Below are 20,574 nucleotides of genomic sequence, written 5' to 3'. Positions count from 1 at the left end.
TAGAAAAAATGACAATATTTAACCAGTCACATCCCTTTTGCATCGAAGTCGCTGATTTAGTAGAGAGCTTTTCTTCTTTTGAAAAAAAAATTCAAACTTTAGCTCAGATAATTAATTTAGATTTAAATGAATATGAAATTGACCATATTGCACTACGTGTGAATACAGAGGACAAGGCGAAATATTGGCTGACACAATTATTAAAGTATGGTACAGTTTTGAGCAATAATGCCGTCAATGGACGTATTATTTATTTAATTAAATTAAAGTACCCTTTGCATTTTGCTGGGCAGTTTATTGATATTATCGAATTACCATTTCCTAAAAATAAAATTTATCCTATTGAAGGTTGGGAACATATTGAAATTGTGATTCCCTTTTTGCAAAATGAAACGACAGAATCTTGGGTAGAACGTATTTCTCGTTTATTTTTATGGAACAAATTGGATAATTTAAAAGTCAAAGTAAGCGAACCTAAAGTAGAAGGAGAGCAACTACCTAATCCATCAGTTGCAGTCAGTTTGATGGATAAGGCTCAAAACCATGCTTGTATTAAGGTTCATCCTTATAATATAAAAAAAGTTATTGAGGTTTAGTAAAGATGAAAAAAACAACGGTTTTAGCATTAGCAGCAGTATTAAGTTTAGGATTGGTCGCTTGTACAAAAAATCATAATGACCACTATTACGGTAATGGCTATCGTGCTGAAATTCTTTTTAGTGAATACAATGGTGAAAATTTACTATTAACTGTACGTAAAAATGATTGTGAGAATAAAGAAGGTCCGGTAGAAACATTACAACTTTCTCACAAATATGATTCAACTCTTGTGGTTGGTGCTTGTGTTCGTGTTCTTGATAATAATGAAGGTTTAAAGAATATTTCTACTTATAATCCAAGATCACCTTTATAATTTTGTTATTAGTTTAATAAGGTAGGAGCTTTATGAAGAAAATAACCGTAGTCGGAGTAGCCGTTTTAATGAGTTTAGGTTTGGTTGGCTGTGCAAATACTGATATTTATAGTGGTAATGTATATGAAGGTAACCAAGCAAAAGAAACTCGCTCAATTAGTTATGGTACTATCGTTTCTAGTCGTCCAGTAAAAATTCAAGCTGATAATCAAGGTATTATCGGTACTATCGGTGGTGGTGCACTTGGTGGTATTGCTGGATCAACTATCGGTGGTGGTACAGGGCAAATGATTGCAACAACTGTTGGTGCAATTGCTGGTGCAGTTATTGGTAGTAAAGTTGAAGAAAAAGCAACTCAAGTGGATGCACTAGAACTTGTTATTAGAAAAGATAATGGACAAGAAATTGTTGTTGTGCAAAAGTATGATGCAAGTTTAATGGCAGGTGCACGAGTGCGTATTGTCGGTGGCTCACGAGTGAATGTCTCTGTTATCCGATAATTTCTACTATTTTAGAACAGGGCTTTCAGTTAATCACTGAAAGCCTTTTTGTTTTGTGATTATCTATGATTAATAAGAAGATTCTTTATAGTTTCTTTTAAATACATGTTAGAATTATCCGATTTTTTTATTTCATTTTGTTAATTTATAAGGTTAATCAATGAAACCAACAATTATCAGTAAATTAGAAAGTTTAAAAGAGCGTCATGAAGAACTTGAGGCGCTGTTAGGTGATGCTACTGTTATTAGTGATCAAGATAAATTTCGCGCTTATTCAAAAGAATATGCACAGCTAGAAGATGTAGTGAAATGTTTTGCGCGTTGGAATCAATTACATAGCAATATGGAAGATGCACAATTATTGCTTGATGATCCAAGTATGAAAGAAATGGCGCAGGAAGAAATTGAAGAATGTAAAACTGAATTAGATCAAGTTGAACAACAGTTACAAATTCTTTTATTACCTAAAGATCCGAATGATGAATATAACTGTTACTTAGAAATACGTGCGGGTACTGGTGGTGATGAGGCAGGTATTTTTGCAGGTGACTTATTTCGTATGTATAGCCGTTATGCAGAAAGTAAGCGTTGGCGTGTTGAGATATTAAGTGCTAACGAAAGTGAGCAAGGTGGTTACAAAGAAATTATTGTAAAAGTCAGTGGGGAAGGGGTTTATGGTCAGCTTAAATTTGAATCTGGAGGTCATCGCGTACAACGTGTACCAAAAACAGAATCCCAAGGACGAATTCATACTTCTGCTTGTACAGTAGCTGTAATGCCAGAGTTACCTGAGTCAGAATTACCTGAAATTAATCCATCTGATTTACGTATTGATACTTATCGTTCATCGGGGGCTGGTGGGCAGCATGTTAATACAACAGACTCAGCTGTACGAATTACTCATATTCCAACGGGGATTGTCGTTGAATGCCAAGATGAACGTTCACAACATAAAAATAAAGCTAAAGCTTTATCGGTATTAGCATCACGTATTGTACAAGCTGAAAAAGAGCGCCAGGAACAAGCTCAAGCGGATACACGCCGTAATTTATTAGGTTCTGGTGACCGTTCAGATAAAATCCGCACTTATAACTACCCACAAGGGAGAGTGACTGATCATCGTATCAATTTAACTGTATATCGTTTAGATGAGGTTATGAATGGTAAAATTGATGAGCTAATTCAACCAATTATTACTGAATATCAAGCTGATCAGCTAGCAGCATTATCTGAGCAAGTATGATGTGATTGATATATAAAAGATGGAAGATAATCTAACTAAAAAATGGGCATTTGCTGTAATGCCCAATTATTTAGCTTGTTTAGTTATTGCAGGTTATAAAACAGCAACTTGCTCTGGTTGCCTTTTTTATACTCTGAGTGGAGAATTATTGCCTCAAATAAATGATAAATCAATTGTTTTAGATCACAATAATACTCCTCTTGTTATGATTAAGGTAACATCAATTGAGCAATGGGCATTTGGAGAGGTGCCAGAAGACTTTGCTTTAGCAGAAGGAGAAGGGGACTATACTCATTGGTATCAAAACCACGAGCAATTTTTTAATGCACAATTTGCAGCTCTAGATGAAAGAATATTAGCAGATCATGTGGGTGTGAAAGATAAAAAAGTGACATCTGATTTCCAAGTGATTTGTGAGAATTTTGTTGTCGTTGATATTCAAACTAAAAGTTATTCTGAGTGGTTAAGTTTTGCAGAAAATGTACTATTAGAAGCATTAAGTTCTGATCCTTATATCAATATTAAATCAGATATCTATGTTTTATTGTCTTTTGTGACAGGGCGTAGTAAGGCAAGCCTTATAGCATTTTCAGAAATGCTTCTTACACAAGATCAACTGATACAATTAGCAAAATTACTTGTTCGTCGTGCACAAGGTGAGCCTATAGCCTATATTCTGGGCGAAAAAGAGTTTTGGTCATTACCATTAAAAGTATCAAAAGATACATTGATCCCTCGTCCCGATACAGAAATCTTAGTCGAAAAAGCGCTTGAGGTGATTAAATTACGTTTAAACTCACCGCACTTTTCTGATGAACTGACGATTTTGGATTTAGGTACAGGAACGGGAGCTATAGCAATCGCATTGGCTTTTGAGTTAGCGCCTTTTGTGCAAAAGTGCGGTATAAGCGTGAAAATTTTTGGAGTAGATTGTATTGCGCAAGCAGTGATGTTAGCACAAGAAAATGCAACACGGCATAATTTGGATATAAGGTTTTTACAAAGTTCGTGGTTTACAGAGTTAGATTTAAGTTGCAAGTTTGATGTTATTGTAAGCAATCCACCTTATATTGATGAAAATGACCCCCATTTACTACAAGGTGATGTACGTTTTGAGCCTTTATCTGCACTGATCGCAGAAGAACAAGGTTATGCAGATTTAAGGTATATTATTGAGCAAGCACCTCATTTTTTAAAAAAATCGGGTTATTTATTATTAGAACATGGTTGGCAACAAGGACAAAAAGTGCGGTCAATTTTTAAAGAAAACCAATGGCAAGATGTTATCACTGTGCAAGATTATGTTGGACATGACAGAGTGACATTGGGTTGTTGGAGAAATTAGCAAATGAAATACGTGAAAAAAGCACTTTATGATGAAATGTTAGCTTTTTGTAATACTACATTGAGAGATAATGACAATTTACTACGTCTGCGTGGAAGAATAGGGCACTTAGTACGTGCTGCGCGTAAAGAAATTCCAGATGAAATAGAAATGAAAACCAAAATTCATTTACTTTTACAATTGTTCTATGGGAAATGGGGATTTCATTGTGATCCTAACTCTTATTTTCTTTCATCAAATTTATATTTAAATGATGTATTAGAAACAAAAAAAGGAATGCCAGTCAGCCTTGGTGCGATTTTACTTTATATTGCTGATCGTTTAAATTTACCACTTTACCCTGTTAATTTTCCGACTCAATTGGTATTACGTGCTGAAGTAGAGGGCGAAGTGGCATTTATTAATCCTTGGGATGGACAATATATTCCACTTGGACTATTACATAAATGGTATGAGGGAGCGATGGGGTTTGGAATAGAACTTACCCCAGCAGAATTAGCTGTTGCGAATATAGGGGATTTATTAGGGCGTTTTAGACAGCTTGCTAAAAATGCATTAATTCGCGAAGAGCGAAATGACGAAGCGTTATCTTATATTTCTCATTTAATGCATTATTACCCAGATGACCCTTACGAAGTTCGCGATAGGGGACTAGTATTGGCGCAAATGGGGTGTTATCACGTGGCGACAGAAGATTTTGAGTATTTTATTGACCAATGTCCTCAAGATCCAACCGCAACATTACTAAAAAATCAATTAGAAGAATTAAGGCAAGATTCTTATCCTATTCACTAAGAAGGAATACAAGATGCAAAATAAAATTGTTCGTTTAGAGAATATTGACATTGCTAATGATAAGCCATTTGTATTATTTGGAGGCATGAATGTTTTAGAGAGTCGTGATATGGCTATGCAAGTTTGCGAAGCTTATGTTAATGTCACGCAAAAATTAGGCGTACCTTATGTCTTTAAAGCTTCTTTTGATAAAGCAAATCGTTCGTCAATTTACTCTTATCGTGGTCCAGGAATGGAACAAGGATTAAAAATCTTCCAAGAATTAAAAGACACTTTCGGTGTAAAAATAATCACAGATGTACACGAAATTTATCAATGCCAGCCTGTAGCTGATGTGGTTGATATTATTCAGCTACCTGCTTTTTTGGCTCGCCAAACAGATCTTGTTGCGGCAATGGCAAAAACAGGTGCGATTATTAATGTGAAAAAACCACAATTTTTAAGTCCAGGGCAGATGGGTAATATTGTTGAGAAAATTGAAGAATGTGGTAATGACAAAGTAATTTTATGTGATCGTGGCTCAAATTTTGGTTATGACAATCTTGTTGTAGATATGTTAGGTTTTTCTGTAATGAAAAAAGTCTCAAAAGGTTGTCCTGTTATTTTTGATGTTACACATTCTCTACAATGTCGTGATCCATTTGGTGCTGCTTCAGGAGGTCGTCGTGATCAAGTAACGGAGTTAGCACGTGCAGGTATGGCGGTAGGATTAGCGGGACTCTTTTTAGAAGCGCATCCAAATCCTAATCAAGCAAAATGTGACGGGCCTTCGGCATTACCACTTTCTGCACTTGAAGGTTTTGTTATGCAGATAAAAGCAATTGATGACTTAGTGAAAAGTTTCCCTGATTTAGATACATCAAATTAATGTTGAAATTAAAAGAGTTGCTACAATGAAAACATTACTTTTTTTAGCATTAACAGCCTTAATAACAGCAATGATTTCGCCTAGTGTAAATAGTATGACTCCTAATGTGGCAACGCAATTACAAACTGAGCAGGGGAATACACTTTATCAGAAAGGGTTGCAATATTTTTATGGCTTTAACAATGAGTTAATTGATATAGCAAAAGCGACAGATTTTTTTGAACAGGCTAGAAGATTTGGTCATGCTGATGCAATAGCAAGACTGGCGGATATCCTGTTGGAAAAGGACAATAAAGAGGCTTATTTACTTGCATTAGAAGCAACAGAAAAAGGAAGTGGGTTTGGTGCCCTTGTTTTAGGAGAAATGTATCAATATGGTTGGTATGTAGGACAAGATAAAAAAGTCGCTAATCAATATTTTGAAAAGGCCTTTTCTATTTTGCAGGATGAGATTAAGGCTGGAAAAATGTATCATCTAAATACATTGGCTTATATGTATGATTTTGGTTATGGTGTAGTTGAGGATATTGATAAAGCGAAAGAATTATATCGACAAGCGGCTAATTTGGGGAACGTAGTTTCAAAACGTAATCTAGCTGATCTTTATAAAACAACCGAAGTATTAACAAAAGAAAAACATGAAGAAATATTCCATTTATTTTTAGACGCAGCAGAAAAAAATGAAGTTGAATCACAATATGAAGTTGGCGAGTACTATATTGAAAGTGGAGAATTTGAGAAGGGAGTCTTTTGGCTAAAAAAATCAGCTGAACAGGGATTTAAGAAAGCTAGATTAATGATTGCTAATTTATCTTTAGTTGGTTTAGGCGTACCAGTCGATCTTGATTTTGCGTTAAATGAGTTTGAGGTATTAGAAGATTATTATACATTAGGTTATCTTTATGAGTTTGGTACGGGTGTACCGCAGAATTTAGAAAAAGCATTACATTATTATGAACTTTCTTATGCCCATAAGCAAGACGATGAATTGTTACAAGGGGAAGTCTTAGAGAAAATAACACAATTAAAAGCGCAATTAGGTAAGAAGTAAGATGGCTTATAACCTCCCAAACACGGGAGGTTTTTTATGTTAAATATAAATATCGTACAGTAAGCTGGCTTAACTAAATTAATAGTTAAAAATAATTTTATTCAGTCAATTTATAGTTTGCTATCTCAAGGTAAATTGGACAAAATAGAAAACCATTGCAACAAAAGGAGTTACCCATGTTAAAAATAGTTTTTCTTGATAGCACAGCGATTCCCAAACATATTCCAATCCCCCATCCAAGTTTTGAACATCAATGGATTGAATATGAACACACTGCTGGGAATGAGGTTATTGAACGTATGCAAGATGCTGAGATAGCAGTGACAAGTAAAGTCGTATTTAACCGTGAAGTTATGCAACAATTACCGCAATTAAAGCTTATTGCAATTACTGCAACAGGTACAAATAATGTTGATTTAGTTGCGGCTAAAGAGCTAGGCATTACTGTAAAAAATGTGACAGGGTATTCAGCAACGACTGTGCCTGAGCATGTTCTAGGACTTATTTATGCATTGAAACATAGCATCATGAGTTGGTATCGTGATCAACTAGTCGCAAAGTGGGCGGATAGTAAACAATTCTGTTATTTTGATTATCCCATTACCGATGTTAAAGGCTCAACTTTAGGTATATTTGGTAAGGGCTGTTTAGGGACTGAAGTTGGGCGTTTAGCTGCAGCTGTTGGTATGAATGTACTTTATGCTGAGCACAAGGATGCAACATCTTGTCGAGAAGGTTATACTCCTTTTGAAGATGTTTTAAAACAAGCAGATATTGTAACATTACATTGCCCATTAACAGAAACAACGCAAAACTTAATTAACAAAGATACTTTAGCCTTAATGAAAAAAGGTGCATTCCTGATTAATACTGGACGAGGTCCATTAGTAGAGGAAAAAGCACTTGTTGAAGCACTAGAAAGTGGGCATTTAGGTGGAGCCGCCTTAGATGTATTAGTTAAAGAGCCTCCTGAAAAAACAAGTGTAATTGTTCAAGCTGCGACTCGATTGCCTAATTTAATTGTTACGCCACATATTGCTTGGGCATCAGATAGTGCCGTCATGACCTTAGTGAGCAAAGTAACACAAAATATTGAAGACTTTGTAAAAAATGAATTAAATGTGTAATAGATAAAATATCGTGATGTTGTTGTATGCGGTTTATGCAATAATAGCACGATATTTTTATTACTAATTTTGGTAAAAATGAGATTTTCTGTTCCTTTATTTATTGCTTTACGTTATTGGCGAGCTAAAAGTGCGGATCGTTTCGGACGACTTGTAACGAATTTAGCGAGTATTGGCATCGTCTTAGGTGTCATGGCATTGATCATTGTGTTATCTGTTATGAATGGATTAGAACATCATCAGAAACAGCAAGTTCTAGCTGATATCCCTCACGCCATTATTATGCCTCAAAATCAACGAATAAACTTACAAGATAAAGTGAATAGCTTGCCTGATTTTGTGCAAAAAGCAGTAGCGATTAATCAAACTAATGTGATTTTACAAACAGCGCATGGCGTAAGTGCAGGACGAGTTATAGGTGTAGAAGCACTTTCAGATGACCCTTTGTTATTAGGATTTCATGATAATATTGATAAAGTATTGCCCCCAGGTGAGTTTAATTTAGTGATTGGTGCGCAACTGGCTCGCAAACTTCAACTAAATATAGGTGATAAAGTGCGTGTGATGATCACTGAAAATAGTCAATATACGCCTTTTGGGCGAGTACCTGTTCAACGTTTGTTTACAGTGAGTGATATTTATTATACAAACGGTGAAGCTTCTAATTATCAAGTTTTTACGCATTTAGCAGATATTGGTCGCCTAATGCGTATCCAACCAAATCAAGCACAAGGTTACCGCTTATTTCTACAAGACCCATTTCAGATTGTTGAATTACCAAATTATTTTATAAAAGAACAATGGATCATTAAGGACTGGCGAGATCAAAAAGGTGAGTTTTTCCAAGCTGTACGTATGGAAAAAAACATGATGAGCTTATTGATTAGCTTAATTATTGTTGTTGCAGTTTCTAACATTATTACCTCATTAAGTTTAATGGTAGTAGATAAACAAGGGGAAATTGCTATTTTACAAACACAGGGTTTAAATAAGCATCAAGTGCGGTCTATTTTTATCTATCAAGGTTGTTTAGTTGGGTTTGTAGGAACATTAATTGGTACGATATTGGGTATATTAGTCACGTTATATTTAGATCGTATTGTGGATATGATTAATCCTCATGATATTTACTTACCAACTTCTTTAGATGTTGTACAAATTATAATGATCGTTAGTTTTGCATTATTACTCTCTTTAATATCAACTATCTATCCAGCTTATCGTGCAGCAAAAATTGAACCAGCAGAAGCCTTGCGTTATGAATAAAAAGACGGTAAATGAAATGAAACAACACTTATTACATTGTCAAAATATCAGTAAATCTTATCAAGAAGGCAGTATACAAACAGAGGTATTAAAAGGCGTTTCTTTTAATATAGAGGCAGGTGAACTTGTTGCTATTGTTGGAAGCTCAGGATCAGGTAAAAGTACTTTATTACATACTTTAGGTGGCTTAGATCAACCAAGTAGTGGAGAAGTATTTATTAAAGGACAATCTTTACAACGTACTAATGCAAATCAATTAGCGCGGTTACGTAATCAATATCTCGGTTTTGTTTATCAATTCCACCATTTAATGGCAGATTTTACGGCATTAGAGAATGTGATGATGCCAATGTTAATTGGTCAGCAAAATAAAACAGAGGCAAAAGATCGAGCAGAAAAAATGCTCAGTGCAGTTGGGTTAGCACATCGTATTTCACATCGTCCCTCTGCACTTTCGGGGGGAGAACGCCAGCGCGTTGCCATCGCTCGTTCATTAGTTAATAATCCAGCTTTAGTATTAGCAGATGAACCAACAGGAAACTTAGATCGCAAAACAACGGAAAGTATCTTTGATTTAATTCAACAGCTTAATCATGAACAAAATATTGCTTTTTTATTAGTGACTCACGATCTGAGTTTAGCAGAAAAATTGACACGTTGTTTGGTCATGCAAGATGGTGTATTAAGAGAGACATTATAAATGAATACTCCTTTTTTTATTAGTTGGCGTTATCAACGTAGCAAGCAGAAAAATCGGCTGGTTTCTTTGATTTCTACTTTTTCTAGTATTGGTATTGCATTAGGAGTAGCTGTATTAATTTTAGGTTTAAGTGCAATGAATGGCTTTGAGCGTGAATTAAATAATCGTATTCTTGCCGTTGTACCCCATGCAGAGATTATACTTTATCCACATGAAAATGAACCACAAACGATCAATCAATGGGCGAGGCTAGTAGAACGGCTTGAACAGCATGAACAAGTTCAAGGGATTTCACCTTATGTGAATTTTACTGCATTAGTGGAAAATGGGAGTAAATTAAAAGTTGTACAAGTGAAAGGGGTTGATAAAGCCGCCCAAGATAAAGTGAGCGCCTTGGGTAATTTTGTATTAGAAAATAAATGGAATGAGTTCGAACAACAAAGTGGTTTAATTTTAGGATATGCTATTGCTCGTGATCTCGATGTTCAAGTAGGAGATTGGGTCACGTTATTGATTTCACAGCAAACTCAAAATAATCAACTATCTCAGCCAATTCGTCATCGTGTACAAATCAGTGGTATTTTACGCTTAGATGGTCAACTAGATCATAGTTATGCTTTATTGCCTTTGGCACAAGCACAAGATTTAATAGGTCTAACTCAAGATCAAATTCATGGTGTTGAATTGAAAGTCAAAGATCCATTTGAGGTTCAGACATTAACATATCCAATGTTACAAGATTATCCTCAAGCACTTTATGCTCAGCATTGGATCAGTAAATTTGGCTATATGTATCGAGATATTCAACTTATTCGTAGTGTGATGTATATTGCAATGGTGTTAGTAATTGCAGTAGCTTGCTTTAATATTATTTCAACATTGATTATGGCAGTGAAAGATAAGCAAAGTGATATTGCGATTATGCGTACTTTAGGTGCAAATAATCGTTTTATTAAGCAGATTTTTGTGTGGTATGGCTTGCAAGCTGGCATGAAAGGGTGTTTAATTGGTATTTTTTTAGGCATAGCCCTAGCATTAAATTTAACTCAACTTATTCAAGGAATTGAGCTTTTACTTGGTCGGAAATTATTATCAGATGGTATTTATTTTGTCGATTTTTTGCCAAGTGAGTTGCATTGGCAAGATGTCTTATTAGTATTAGCCTCTGCGCTAATATTAAGTTTAGTTGCTAGTCTCTATCCTGCTAATCGGGCAGCAAAACTGCAGCCTGCTCAAGTGTTGAGTAGCCATTAGTTAATTTACTGTTTAGAGTTTGATTATTATCGGATTTATTTATAAGAAGTAAGCGAGAGCAAAATGACAGAGTATAAGAACGAAATTCATATTGAAAATGATGACACTCGTATTGATAAAATTGAACAAGTTTTACCCCCCGTCGCATTATTAGAAAAATTCCCAGCCAGTAGTGTTGCGGCTCAAGTTGTAAAAGAAACTCGTAAAAAAGCACATGATATTATTCATCAAAAAGATGATCGTTTATTAGTTGTGATTGGTCCTTGCTCTATTCATGACCCTAATTCTGCACTTGAATATGCAAATCGTATTAAAGCTGTACGAGAAAAGTATAAGGATACTTTAGAAATTATCATGCGAGTTTATTTTGAAAAACCACGTACTACAGTAGGTTGGAAAGGTTTAATTAATGATCCACATTTAAATGGTACTTTTGCTCTTAATGATGGACTACGTATAGCGCGTAAATTATTATCTGATGTGAATGATTTAGGTGTACCAGCAGCTGGTGAGTTTCTAGATATGATTACACCACAATATTTGGCTGATTTTATGAGTTGGGGAGCAATTGGTGCAAGAACAACTGAGTCACAAGTACATCGAGAGTTGGCTTCTGGACTATCATGTGCGGTGGGTTTTAAAAATGGCACTAATGGAGGAGTGAGAATCGCATTAGATGCAATTGGTGCTGCTGAAGCCCCTCATTATTTTTTATCAGTCACTAAATTTGGCCATTCTGCGATTGTATCAACACGCGGTAATGAAGATTGTCATATTATTTTACGTGGTGGTGATAGGGGACCCAATTATAGTGCACAAGATATTGCTGCTGTTTGTGCGGATATTGAGAAAAACGGACGGATTCCTCATGTTATGGTTGATTTTAGTCATGCAAATAGTAACAAGCAATTTAAAAAACAGTTGGATGTTTGTCATAGTGTATGTGATCAAATTGCAAATGGCTCAACACAAATTTTTGGCGTGATGGTTGAAAGTCATTTGACTGAAGGACGTCAAGATCTTATTGATGGTAAAGCCTTAACTTATGGACAAAGTATTACAGATGCGTGTATTGGCTGGGAGGATAGTGAACAAGTACTTGAAGCCTTATCAAGTGCGGTCATTTCTCGTCGAAATTTAAAATCATAATTAAATAAAAACCACCTTCCATTAAGGTGGTTTTTTTACTCTCAAAAAACATAATAACTAGCCTGTACTTAGATCTTTTACATTTATTTGAGAAGAAATCAATAACTATCTAATAAGATAAAACAAAAACTTTGTTGATAGCTCTCATTTATATAATAAACGTAAATAAAAAATCTTTCATTTTTATTGCGCAAACGTTTGCTTTTTAAAATTGGCAGATTATAATGCAACGATTTTTTACTTTTAATAAGGATAAATAATGAGCTTAGATAATTATAGTTTAAAGCCAGTGCCACAACATGAGCGCAAAGGAGGAATTGCATTAACATTTGTTATGCTTGGATTGACTTTCTTTTCAGCCAGTATGTGGACGGGAGGAACACTGGGTACATCATTAACTTATGATGATTTTTGGACAGCAATTCTAATTGGTAATTTAATGCTTGGTGTTTACACTTCTTGTTTAGGCTATATTGGTGCAAAGACAGGCTTAACTACGCATATTTTAGCGCGTTATTCTTTTGGAGTAAAAGGGTCTTGGTTACCTTCATTATTACTTGGTGGAACACAGGTTGGCTGGTTTGGCGTAGGTGTAGCAATGTTTGCTATTCCTGTTAATAAAGTAACAGGAATTGATGTTAACACTCTCATTATTCTTTCGGGTGCATTAATGACAGTAACAGTTTACTTTGGTATTTCAGCATTGACTATTTTATCAGCAGTAGCAGTACCTGCAATTGCTGTACTTGGTTCGTATTCTGTGTATTTAGCTGTGACAGATGCCGGAGGAATTGAGGTATTACAAGCTATAGTGCCAAAAGAGAGTATGTCATTACCTATGGCGATTACATTAGTTGTTGGGTCATTTATTAGTGCTGGAAGTCTTACTGCTGACTTTGTTCGTTTTGGACGTGTACCAAAACAAGCGATTGTGATTAGTATGATCGCTTTCTTTTTAGGTAATTCGTTAATGTTTATTTTTGGTGCAGCGGGTGCCTCAGTGAAAGGCATGGCAGATATTTCAGATGTGATGGTCGCTCAAGGACTAATTTTACCTGCAATTATTGTATTAGGGTTAAATATTTGGACGACTAATGATAATGCCCTTTATGCTTCGGGATTAGGCTTTGCTAATATTACTGGATTAAGCAGCCGTATTTTATCAATGGCAAATGGTGTTATAGGTACACTTGCCGCACTTTGGTTATATAACAACTTTGTCGGTTGGCTTACTTTCCTTTCTTCCGCTATTCCTCCAGTCGGAGGCGTGATTATTGCAGACTATATATTACGTCGTAAAGCATATCAAAATTTCGAGCAAGCAAGATTTGTTAATATTAATTGGATCGCGATTATTGCGGTTGCAATAGGTGTAGGTTGTGGTAAATATTTGCCAGGTATTATCCCTGTAAATGCAGTATTAGGGGGAGCAATTTCATATTTAATACTTAATCCATTGTTTGCAAAAATGTTAGCAACAAAATAGGAGCCAATTATGTTAATTAAAAATGTACATTTAACGAATAAAGAAGGGCTTTGGCAAATTTTGATTGAAGATGGCAAAATCATACGTATTTGTTCTAATGATGAAGTTTTAACCTATGGAGGAGAGATTTTAGATGCAGAGCAGGGTATTGCTTATCCTCCTTTTGTTGAACCACATATCCACCTTGATGCTACACAAACTGCAGGACAGCCAAATTGGAATCAATCAGGTACGTTATTTGAAGGTATTGAGCGTTGGGCTGAACGTAAATCGATGTTAAGTCATGAAGATGTAAAAGCCAGAGCATGGAAAACATTAAAATGGCAGATTGCAAATGGTGTACAGTATGTTCGTACACATGTGGATGTGTCTGATCCTACATTAACAGCACTAAAAGCCATGTTAGAAGTAAAACAAGAAGTAGCACCTTGGATCGATTTACAAATTGTGGCTTTTCCACAAGAAGGCATTTTATCTTATCCAAATGGCGAAGCTTTACTTGAGCAAGCAATGGCAATGGGAGCAGATGTTGTAGGCGGTATTCCACATTTTGAATTTACGCGTGAATATGGCGTAGAATCTATGCATATTGCATTCAATATTGCTCGTAAGTATGGAAAACAAATTGATATTCATTGTGACGAGATTGATGATGAACAATCACGCTTTGTGGAAACAGTCGCAGCATTAGCCTTAAAATATGAAATGGGTGATAAAGTCACTGCGAGCCATACTACTGCAATGCATTCTTATAATGGTGCTTATGCATCACGTTTATTCCGCTTGTTGAAATTATCAGGTATTCATTTTGTAGCGAACCCACTTGTAAATATTCATCTACAAGGGCGCTTTGATACTTATCCAAAACGCCGTGGAATTACTCGAGTAAAAGAAATGTTGAAAAATAATATTAATGTTTGTTTTGGGCATGATGATGTATTCGATCCTTGGTACCCATTAGGGACAGCAAACATGTTACAAGTACTCCATATGGGTTTACATGTCTGTCAATTAATGGGATATGGTCAAATTAATGATGGGTTAAAATTAGTGACTGACAATAGTGCCAAAGCGCTTGGATTAAGCGATTATGGCATTAAAGAAGGATATTCTGCCAACCTGATTATTTTACCTGCGCAAAATGGATTTGATGCAGTAAGAAGACAGGTATCAACGCGTTATTCTATTCGCCAAGGTAAGATCATTGCAGAAACTAAACTGGCAGAAACTCAGATTTATTTGGATAATATAGAGACAGTGACTTACAGATAAATTGAGTGTATTTTAATATTAAATAAACAATTGAAATATAAAAGTGCGGTATAAATGCTTGGAATTTTGACCGCACTTTTTGTTGTTTAATTAGATTTAGTCAACTTTTACAATCCAACCTTCAGGTGCGTCAATATCGCCAAATTGAATACCAACGAGCTCATTATAAAGTTTTGTCGTGATTTCACCTACTTCAGTTTCAGAATAGAAAACATGGAAGTTATCACCATATTGAATACCACCAATTGGGGTAATTACTGCTGCTGTACCACAGGCCCCCGCTTCTTTAAATTTTGCTAATTGATCAATATACACATCGCCTTCTTCTGTTTCTAATCCTAAGCGCTCTTTTGCAAGGTAGAGAAGAGAGTATTTAGTGATACTTGGGAGAATCGAAGGTGAAAGCGGTGTAATGAATTTATTGTCTTGCGTAATCCCGAAGAAGTTTGCTGAACCAACTTCTTCTATTTTGGTGTGTGTGGTTGGATCTAAATAAATACAGTCACCAAAACCATGCGCTTTTGCTTCTTTGCCAGGATATAAACTTGCAGCATAATTACCACCTACTTTAGCGGCACCAGTTCCCTGTGGAGCAGCACGATCATAATTTGAAACTAAGAAATTAGTTGGTTTTAGGCCACCTTTAAAATAAGCTCCAACAGGACAACAGAAAATAGAAAAAATATATTCTGGAGCAGGGCTTACACCAACATTATCACCAACACCTATCATAAATGGGCGAAGATATAATGTAGCACCAGTGCCATAAGGTGCTAACCATTCTTGGTTTGCTTTAACAACTTGCTTACATGCATCAATGAACATATCAGTTGGTATTTCTGGCATCAATAAACGCTGACAACTACGTTGCATACGTAGTGCGTTTTGATCTGGACGAAATAGGTTAATAGAACCATCTTTGCAACGATAAGCTTTTAATCCCTCAAAACATTGTTGACCATAATGTAGTGCAGTTGATCCTTCGCTAATATGTAATGTGTTGTCTTGAGTGAGTTCTCCTTTTGACCATTTACCATCTTTCCAATATGCAATATAACGGTAGTCTGTTTTAATGTAGCTAAAGCCTAAATTTTGCCAATCAATATTTTTTGTCATTGTTATATCCTTTTTGTTGTATTCGGAGAATAACTTTTAATCTACACGATTCTTTATAGCTTGCAAATGTTTGTGAGAAAAAATTTAATAATAAAAAAGAAAATCTGAAAAATAGTTTGAAGCAACACAAGCAATAAGTGTGTGTCTATGCTAGAATCGACAGATAAAAAAACACCGCTCATTTGAGCGGTGTTTAACCAAAAAAGGTTTAAAAATAAATATACAGGAAGTGAAAATAAGTAACTTTAAAAGTTACTCTGTTTGGTTTCCCAAACAATATGCAAACACAACATCATACTTAAGTCCGAAACTCTTAACCAGTAAGGAATTACCAATCATTAAGTATGATTGCATTGTAAGAGGAAGTCTTAGAGTGAACAATGGATATTTTTTTATATGAAGCATTAAAAAAAATAATGCGAAATAACTTTTTTATATTATATATCAAAAATTTAACATTAAGAAGAATATATGTATAAACGTTTGCCTCCCTTGAATTCATTGAAATCTTTTGAGTCTGCTGCAAGGCATTTAAGCTTTACTAAAGCAGCAGAGGAATTATTTGTTACACAAGCTGCAGTAAGTCATCAGATAAAACTGTTAGAAGATTTTTTAGGCGTTGAGTTATTTAAACGCAAGAATCGTGCATTAGAATTAACAGAATTAGGTCAAGCTTACTTTAGCGATGTGGCAAAAATTCTACATCGACTTGCGGAAGCAACAGATAAATTATTGGCTCAAAAAAATAATAAACATCTAACTATCAGTGTGCCACAAACATTTGGGATTCAATGGTTGGTACCACATTTAAGTGACTTTAATCAACATCATCCTGATATAGAAGTGCGCTTAAAAGGTGTTGATCAGGATGAGGGATTATTAAGTAAAGATATTGATATTGCTATTTATTATGGTCTAGGAAATTGGGATAATCTACAGGTTGAAAAGTTAGTTGAAGAAAATTTGCTTATTCTTGCTTCGCCAAAATTACTTGAACAAAATCCAGTCCGTTCCGAAAAAGATTTAAAAAACCATACGTTAATCCATATTCATACGCGTGATAACTGGAAAAATATGGCAAGCTTTTTACAGCTCGATGATTTAAATATTCAGCAGGGTTCATTATTTAGCCATACTTTTATGGCATTACAAGCTGCCATACATGGACAGGGTTTAGTGCTTGCAAATCGTATTTTAGCACAGCAAGAAATTGATAATGGTCATCTACAAGTTGTCTTACCGACCAATTTACATGATCCAAAATCTTTTTATGTAGTAAATCACTTTGATGTGAATGATGAACGTATTCGAGCTTTTCGTGCTTGGATTATTGAAACAATGAAACAAAAATAATGAATAAATTAGCCTTTTATTGCCGTTCTGGTTTTGAAAAAGAAATTGCTGCAGAAGTGACTGAAAAAGCAAATGCACTTGGTGTTTTTGGCTTTGCACGAGTAATGGAAAATAGTGGTTATGTCATTTTTGAATGCTACCAACAAGGCGATGCAGATCGTTTAGCACGAGAAATACCGTTTAATCAACTTATTTTTGCACGTCAAATGTTAGTGGTTTCTGAACTTTTAACTGATTTATCACCACAAGATCGGATTTCACCTATTGTAAAACAATACCAACAGACCGCAGCTCAGATTAATTTAAAGCAAAGTAGTGAGATTTGGGTTGAAACGGCTGACACTAATGAGGCAAAAGCACTTTCTGTTTTTTGTCGTAAGTTCACTGTACCATTACGTCAAGCATTAAAAAAACAAGGTTGGTTAAATGCCCCTAGAAACAAGTCTGTCATGGTGACATTACATATTCTTTTTATTAATACCACAAGTTGTTATGTTGGGTATTCCTATAATCATAATCACTCCGATTATTTTATGGGGATCCCTCGTTTAAAATTTCCTGCTGATGCTCCAAGTCGTTCAACATTAAAGTTGGAAGAGGCAATTCTTACTTTTATTCCTAAAAAGCAAGAAACTATGCGTTTGCAGGAAACGATGTATGCTGTCGATTTAGGGGCTTGCCCTGGTGGATGGACTTATCAGTTAGTTAAGCGTGGCTTATTTGTGTATGCTGTAGATCATGGCAAAATGGCGGAAAGTCTACATGAAACTGGACGTATTGAACATTGTCCAGAAGATGGATTTAAATTTCAGCCTCCCAAACGCCGCAAAATAGATTGGCTCGTTTGTGATATGGTAGAGCAGCCAATGCGCATTGCTAATCTGATTGCAAAATGGTTAGTTAATGGTTGGTGTAATGAAACGATTTTTAATCTTAAATTACCCATGAAAAAACGCTATCTTGAAGTACAAAAATGTTTACAATACCTTGAGGAGCAGCTCATTAAGCACAGTATTAACTATCAAATTCAAGCTAAACATCTTTACCATGACAGAGAAGAGGTGACAGTACATATCGCAGTGAAGAATTGAGAAAAGTGCGGTCAGATTTCATAGAATTTTGCGCTATTTCTTATTTAACTAATGTTAAAATTCAAAGGCAGACAATTTATGCTCTGCCTTTTATGATTTTCATATTATTTTGGCTTTAATATAGTTTTTGAGTGTTTGTTCAATTTCATAGATCCAATCAAGTTCATATTGAGTAAAACCCGCTTGTAGTCGAGCATCTGTATTAATCACCCCTTTGAATATGACGATACGATATTTACGCAGCAGTTCGCCAAAACATTGCATTGCATCTAATCCACGTTTATTGGAAAGCGCATGATACCAATGATTGCCGATTGACACATGACCAATTTCATCACGTAAAATGATATCGAGAATTGCAACGGCATCAACGTCTTTACGTTGGCGAATTTTATCCTGTAAAACAGGTGTCGCATCTAGCCCTCTTGCTTCAAGCACACGAGGTACTAATGCCATACGTTCCCAAATATCATGAGCTGTAGCTTGTGACATTTCCCATAACCCTGCGTGTGCCTCGAAGTCACCATATTGGTATCCTAATGATTTTAAATGTTGATTGAGAAGAGTAAAATGCGTACTTTCTTCTCGCGCCACTCGCAACCAATCCTTTACAAATGCCATCCCCTCACCCAATTCCAGTTGAGCATGGCGCCCAAAGCGCCAAGCTGCATCTAAACCTAAGTTAATCGCATTAAACTCAATATGTGCAATGGCATGTAATGTTGCGGCATATCCATCTTCAGTGGCAAAAGAACGTTTAGGTACATCTTTGGGGGCAACTAGCAGAGGTTTATGAGGGAAGCCAGCAATATCTTGGGATGGTGTGACAATCGGAAAATCTGCTAATTCGGTTAAATTAACTGTTGGTAATAGCTCATCATAAAGTCGATTAACAAGTTCACATTTTTTCTCTGGTACAGTTTCGATTAATGCTGTTGAGATAGCTTGCCAAAGTGCGGTCATTTTTTTCCTTATTTTTTTGTTTCTGATGTATAACGGATTAGGCCTTCTTGTTGGGTTGTTGCAATCAATCGACCTTTTCTATCAAAAATTTGTCCACGAGCCAAGCCTCTCGCCGCAAAGGCATTATTGCTTTCAATTGCGTAAAGTAACCAATCATTTAAATTAAAAGTACGATGGAACCAAATTGAATGATCAATGGTTGCAACTTTCATACCTGATTGTAAAAATCCCTTTTCATGTGGATGAAGGGCTGTTAATAAACAATGAAAATCAGAGAAGTAGGCGAGTAGACATTGTTGTATTTTTTGATCTGATGGTGCATTACCATTTGCTTTGACCCATGCAAATTGTTCTGGAGGTAATATTGTGCCATGAAATGGGTTATTGACATATTTTGCTCGAATATCAAAAGGACGTTCTGCCGTAAATTTTTCACGAATGGGTGCTGGAATATAAGGTGCAAGTTTTTGAATAACAGTACTTTCTGTAATAAATTCATCAGGCTGCGCAACCTCAGGCATCTGACTTTGATGATCGAAACCTTGTTCTTCATTTTGAAATGAAGCTGTAATATGACAAATAGGTTCATTATGTTGAATTGCTTTGACACGCAATGCCGTAAAATTACGTCCTGAACGTAGCGTTTCAACATCATAAATAATTGGATGTTGGCTATCACCAGGGGATAAAAAATAAGCATGGCAAGAATGTAAAATACGATCTGAAGGGGCTACTTGAATAGCAGCGGATAAAGCTTGTGCGACAACTTGACCACCGAAAACTTGTCGTAATCCTAAATCTTCGCTACTACCTCGAAATAAAAAATCATCTAATCGTTCTAGTTTAAGTAATTCAATTAAGTTATTAAGCACTTTTGACATAGCGCATCCTTATGTGAGTAATAAAATTAGATTGGTTGTTATCATAACTGTAATCAACCCAACAAGAGTTAAAATAAACTGCCAGTATCAATTCAATTAAAGGTTACTGAATGATGTATTTATATAGAATCAAAAATTATTTGCTATCAAACTGAGCATTACCTTACTTAAAAAGTAATCAATTAAATAGAAATAAAAATC

20 protein-coding genes are annotated in these 20,574 nt (G+C 35.4%); 17 read left to right on the top strand and 3 right to left on the bottom strand.

Annotated features, from left to right (window positions below):
• The first annotated feature begins 8 nt into the window (after positions 1–8).
• The 15 genes from DYE19_RS04200 (at position 9) to DYE19_RS11295 (ending at position 14,969) form a co-directional block, all read left to right on the top strand.
• Positions 9–596: a VOC family protein gene (locus tag DYE19_RS04200; protein WP_115322722.1), complete on the top strand. Its 588-nt coding sequence runs from the start codon at positions 9–11 to the stop codon at positions 594–596.
• 5 nt (positions 597–601) lie between these two features.
• Positions 602–913 (top strand): hypothetical protein, encoded by a 312-nt coding sequence (locus DYE19_RS04195; RefSeq protein WP_115322721.1) that lies wholly within the window; start codon positions 602–604, stop codon positions 911–913.
• Positions 914–945: 32 nt separating this feature from the next.
• A complete protein-coding gene (locus DYE19_RS04190) occupies positions 946–1,413 on the top strand; it encodes an outer membrane lipoprotein (RefSeq protein ID WP_049214479.1) in 468 nt (155 codons plus the stop codon).
• Positions 1,414–1,573: 160 nt separating this feature from the next.
• On the top strand, positions 1,574–2,656 hold the full coding sequence (prfA, locus tag DYE19_RS04185; protein ID WP_115322720.1) for a peptide chain release factor 1: 1,083 nt from the start codon (positions 1,574–1,576) through the stop codon (positions 2,654–2,656).
• Positions 2,657–2,675: 19 nt separating this feature from the next.
• The gene (gene prmC / locus DYE19_RS04180; RefSeq protein WP_368656422.1) at positions 2,676–4,001 is read left to right on the top strand and encodes a peptide chain release factor N(5)-glutamine methyltransferase; all 1,326 of its coding nucleotides are present in this window, start codon (positions 2,676–2,678) and stop codon (positions 3,999–4,001) included.
• 3 nt (positions 4,002–4,004) lie between these two features.
• Positions 4,005–4,796 carry a SirB1 family protein gene (locus DYE19_RS04175; RefSeq protein WP_115322719.1) on the top strand — a complete coding sequence of 264 codons (792 nt, stop codon included), beginning with the start codon at positions 4,005–4,007 and terminating at the stop codon, positions 4,794–4,796.
• A 13-nt stretch (positions 4,797–4,809) separates the two neighbouring features.
• Positions 4,810–5,664, top strand: a complete 855-nt coding sequence (gene kdsA, locus DYE19_RS04170) for a 3-deoxy-8-phosphooctulonate synthase (protein WP_049214476.1) — start codon at positions 4,810–4,812, stop codon at positions 5,662–5,664.
• A gap of 25 nt (positions 5,665–5,689) precedes the next feature.
• Positions 5,690–6,715, top strand: coding sequence for an SEL1-like repeat protein (locus DYE19_RS04165; RefSeq protein ID WP_115322718.1), 1,026 nt, complete (start codon positions 5,690–5,692; stop codon positions 6,713–6,715).
• 176 nt (positions 6,716–6,891) lie between these two features.
• Entirely contained in the window at positions 6,892–7,842 is a 951-nt protein-coding gene (locus tag DYE19_RS04160) for a 2-hydroxyacid dehydrogenase (RefSeq protein ID WP_115322717.1), read from the top strand.
• A 78-nt stretch (positions 7,843–7,920) separates the two neighbouring features.
• Positions 7,921–9,108, top strand: coding sequence for a lipoprotein-releasing ABC transporter permease subunit (locus DYE19_RS04155; protein WP_115322716.1), 1,188 nt, complete (start codon positions 7,921–7,923; stop codon positions 9,106–9,108).
• Positions 9,109–9,124: 16 nt separating this feature from the next.
• Positions 9,125–9,808 (top strand): lipoprotein-releasing ABC transporter ATP-binding protein LolD, encoded by a 684-nt coding sequence (gene lolD, locus DYE19_RS04150; protein ID WP_115323572.1) that lies wholly within the window; start codon positions 9,125–9,127, stop codon positions 9,806–9,808.
• Complete coding sequence (gene lolE, locus DYE19_RS04145) at positions 9,809–11,062, top strand: lipoprotein-releasing ABC transporter permease subunit LolE (RefSeq protein ID WP_115322715.1); 1,254 nt, start codon at positions 9,809–9,811, stop codon at positions 11,060–11,062.
• 63 nt (positions 11,063–11,125) lie between these two features.
• Entirely contained in the window at positions 11,126–12,211 is a 1,086-nt protein-coding gene (gene aroG, locus DYE19_RS04140; RefSeq protein WP_115322714.1) for a 3-deoxy-7-phosphoheptulonate synthase AroG, read from the top strand.
• Between the two features lie 259 nt (positions 12,212–12,470).
• On the top strand, positions 12,471–13,697 hold the full coding sequence (codB, locus tag DYE19_RS11300) for a cytosine permease (RefSeq protein WP_049214470.1): 1,227 nt from the start codon (positions 12,471–12,473) through the stop codon (positions 13,695–13,697).
• 9 nt (positions 13,698–13,706) lie between these two features.
• Complete coding sequence (locus tag DYE19_RS11295) at positions 13,707–14,969, top strand: cytosine deaminase (protein ID WP_174694522.1); 1,263 nt, start codon at positions 13,707–13,709, stop codon at positions 14,967–14,969.
• Positions 14,970–15,065: 96 nt separating this feature from the next.
• Here the strand turns inward: DYE19_RS11295 and DYE19_RS04130 are convergent, their stop codons facing one another.
• Positions 15,066–16,085 carry a branched-chain amino acid aminotransferase gene (locus DYE19_RS04130; RefSeq protein WP_115322713.1) on the bottom strand — a complete coding sequence of 340 codons (1,020 nt, stop codon included), beginning with the start codon at positions 16,083–16,085 and terminating at the stop codon, positions 15,066–15,068.
• Between the two features lie 471 nt (positions 16,086–16,556).
• Between DYE19_RS04130 and DYE19_RS04125 the strand changes: the two genes are divergently transcribed.
• Together DYE19_RS04125 and rlmM are read left to right on the top strand one after the other, a co-directional pair.
• Entirely contained in the window at positions 16,557–17,438 is an 882-nt protein-coding gene (locus DYE19_RS04125) for a transcriptional regulator GcvA (protein WP_115322712.1), read from the top strand.
• Positions 17,438–18,529 carry a 23S rRNA (cytidine(2498)-2'-O)-methyltransferase RlmM gene (gene rlmM / locus DYE19_RS04120; protein WP_115322711.1) on the top strand — a complete coding sequence of 364 codons (1,092 nt, stop codon included), beginning with the start codon at positions 17,438–17,440 and terminating at the stop codon, positions 18,527–18,529. Before DYE19_RS04125 ends, rlmM begins: the two co-directional genes overlap by 1 nt.
• A gap of 99 nt (positions 18,530–18,628) precedes the next feature.
• Here the strand turns inward: rlmM and DYE19_RS04115 are convergent, their stop codons facing one another.
• Together DYE19_RS04115 and tesB are read right to left on the bottom strand one after the other, a co-directional pair.
• Positions 18,629–19,492, bottom strand: coding sequence for a ferritin-like domain-containing protein (locus DYE19_RS04115; RefSeq protein WP_115322710.1), 864 nt, complete (start codon positions 19,490–19,492; stop codon positions 18,629–18,631).
• Positions 19,493–19,500: 8 nt separating this feature from the next.
• Complete coding sequence (gene tesB / locus DYE19_RS04110; RefSeq protein ID WP_115322709.1) at positions 19,501–20,373, bottom strand: acyl-CoA thioesterase II; 873 nt, start codon at positions 20,371–20,373, stop codon at positions 19,501–19,503.
• Positions 20,374–20,574 lie beyond the last annotated feature (201 nt).

Origin of the sequence: Pasteurella canis, from assembly GCF_900454865.1 — a bacterium.
Taxonomy (GTDB): domain Bacteria; phylum Pseudomonadota; class Gammaproteobacteria; order Enterobacterales; family Pasteurellaceae; genus Pasteurella; species Pasteurella canis.
This window is presented reverse-complemented; position numbering and strand designations above follow the sequence as displayed.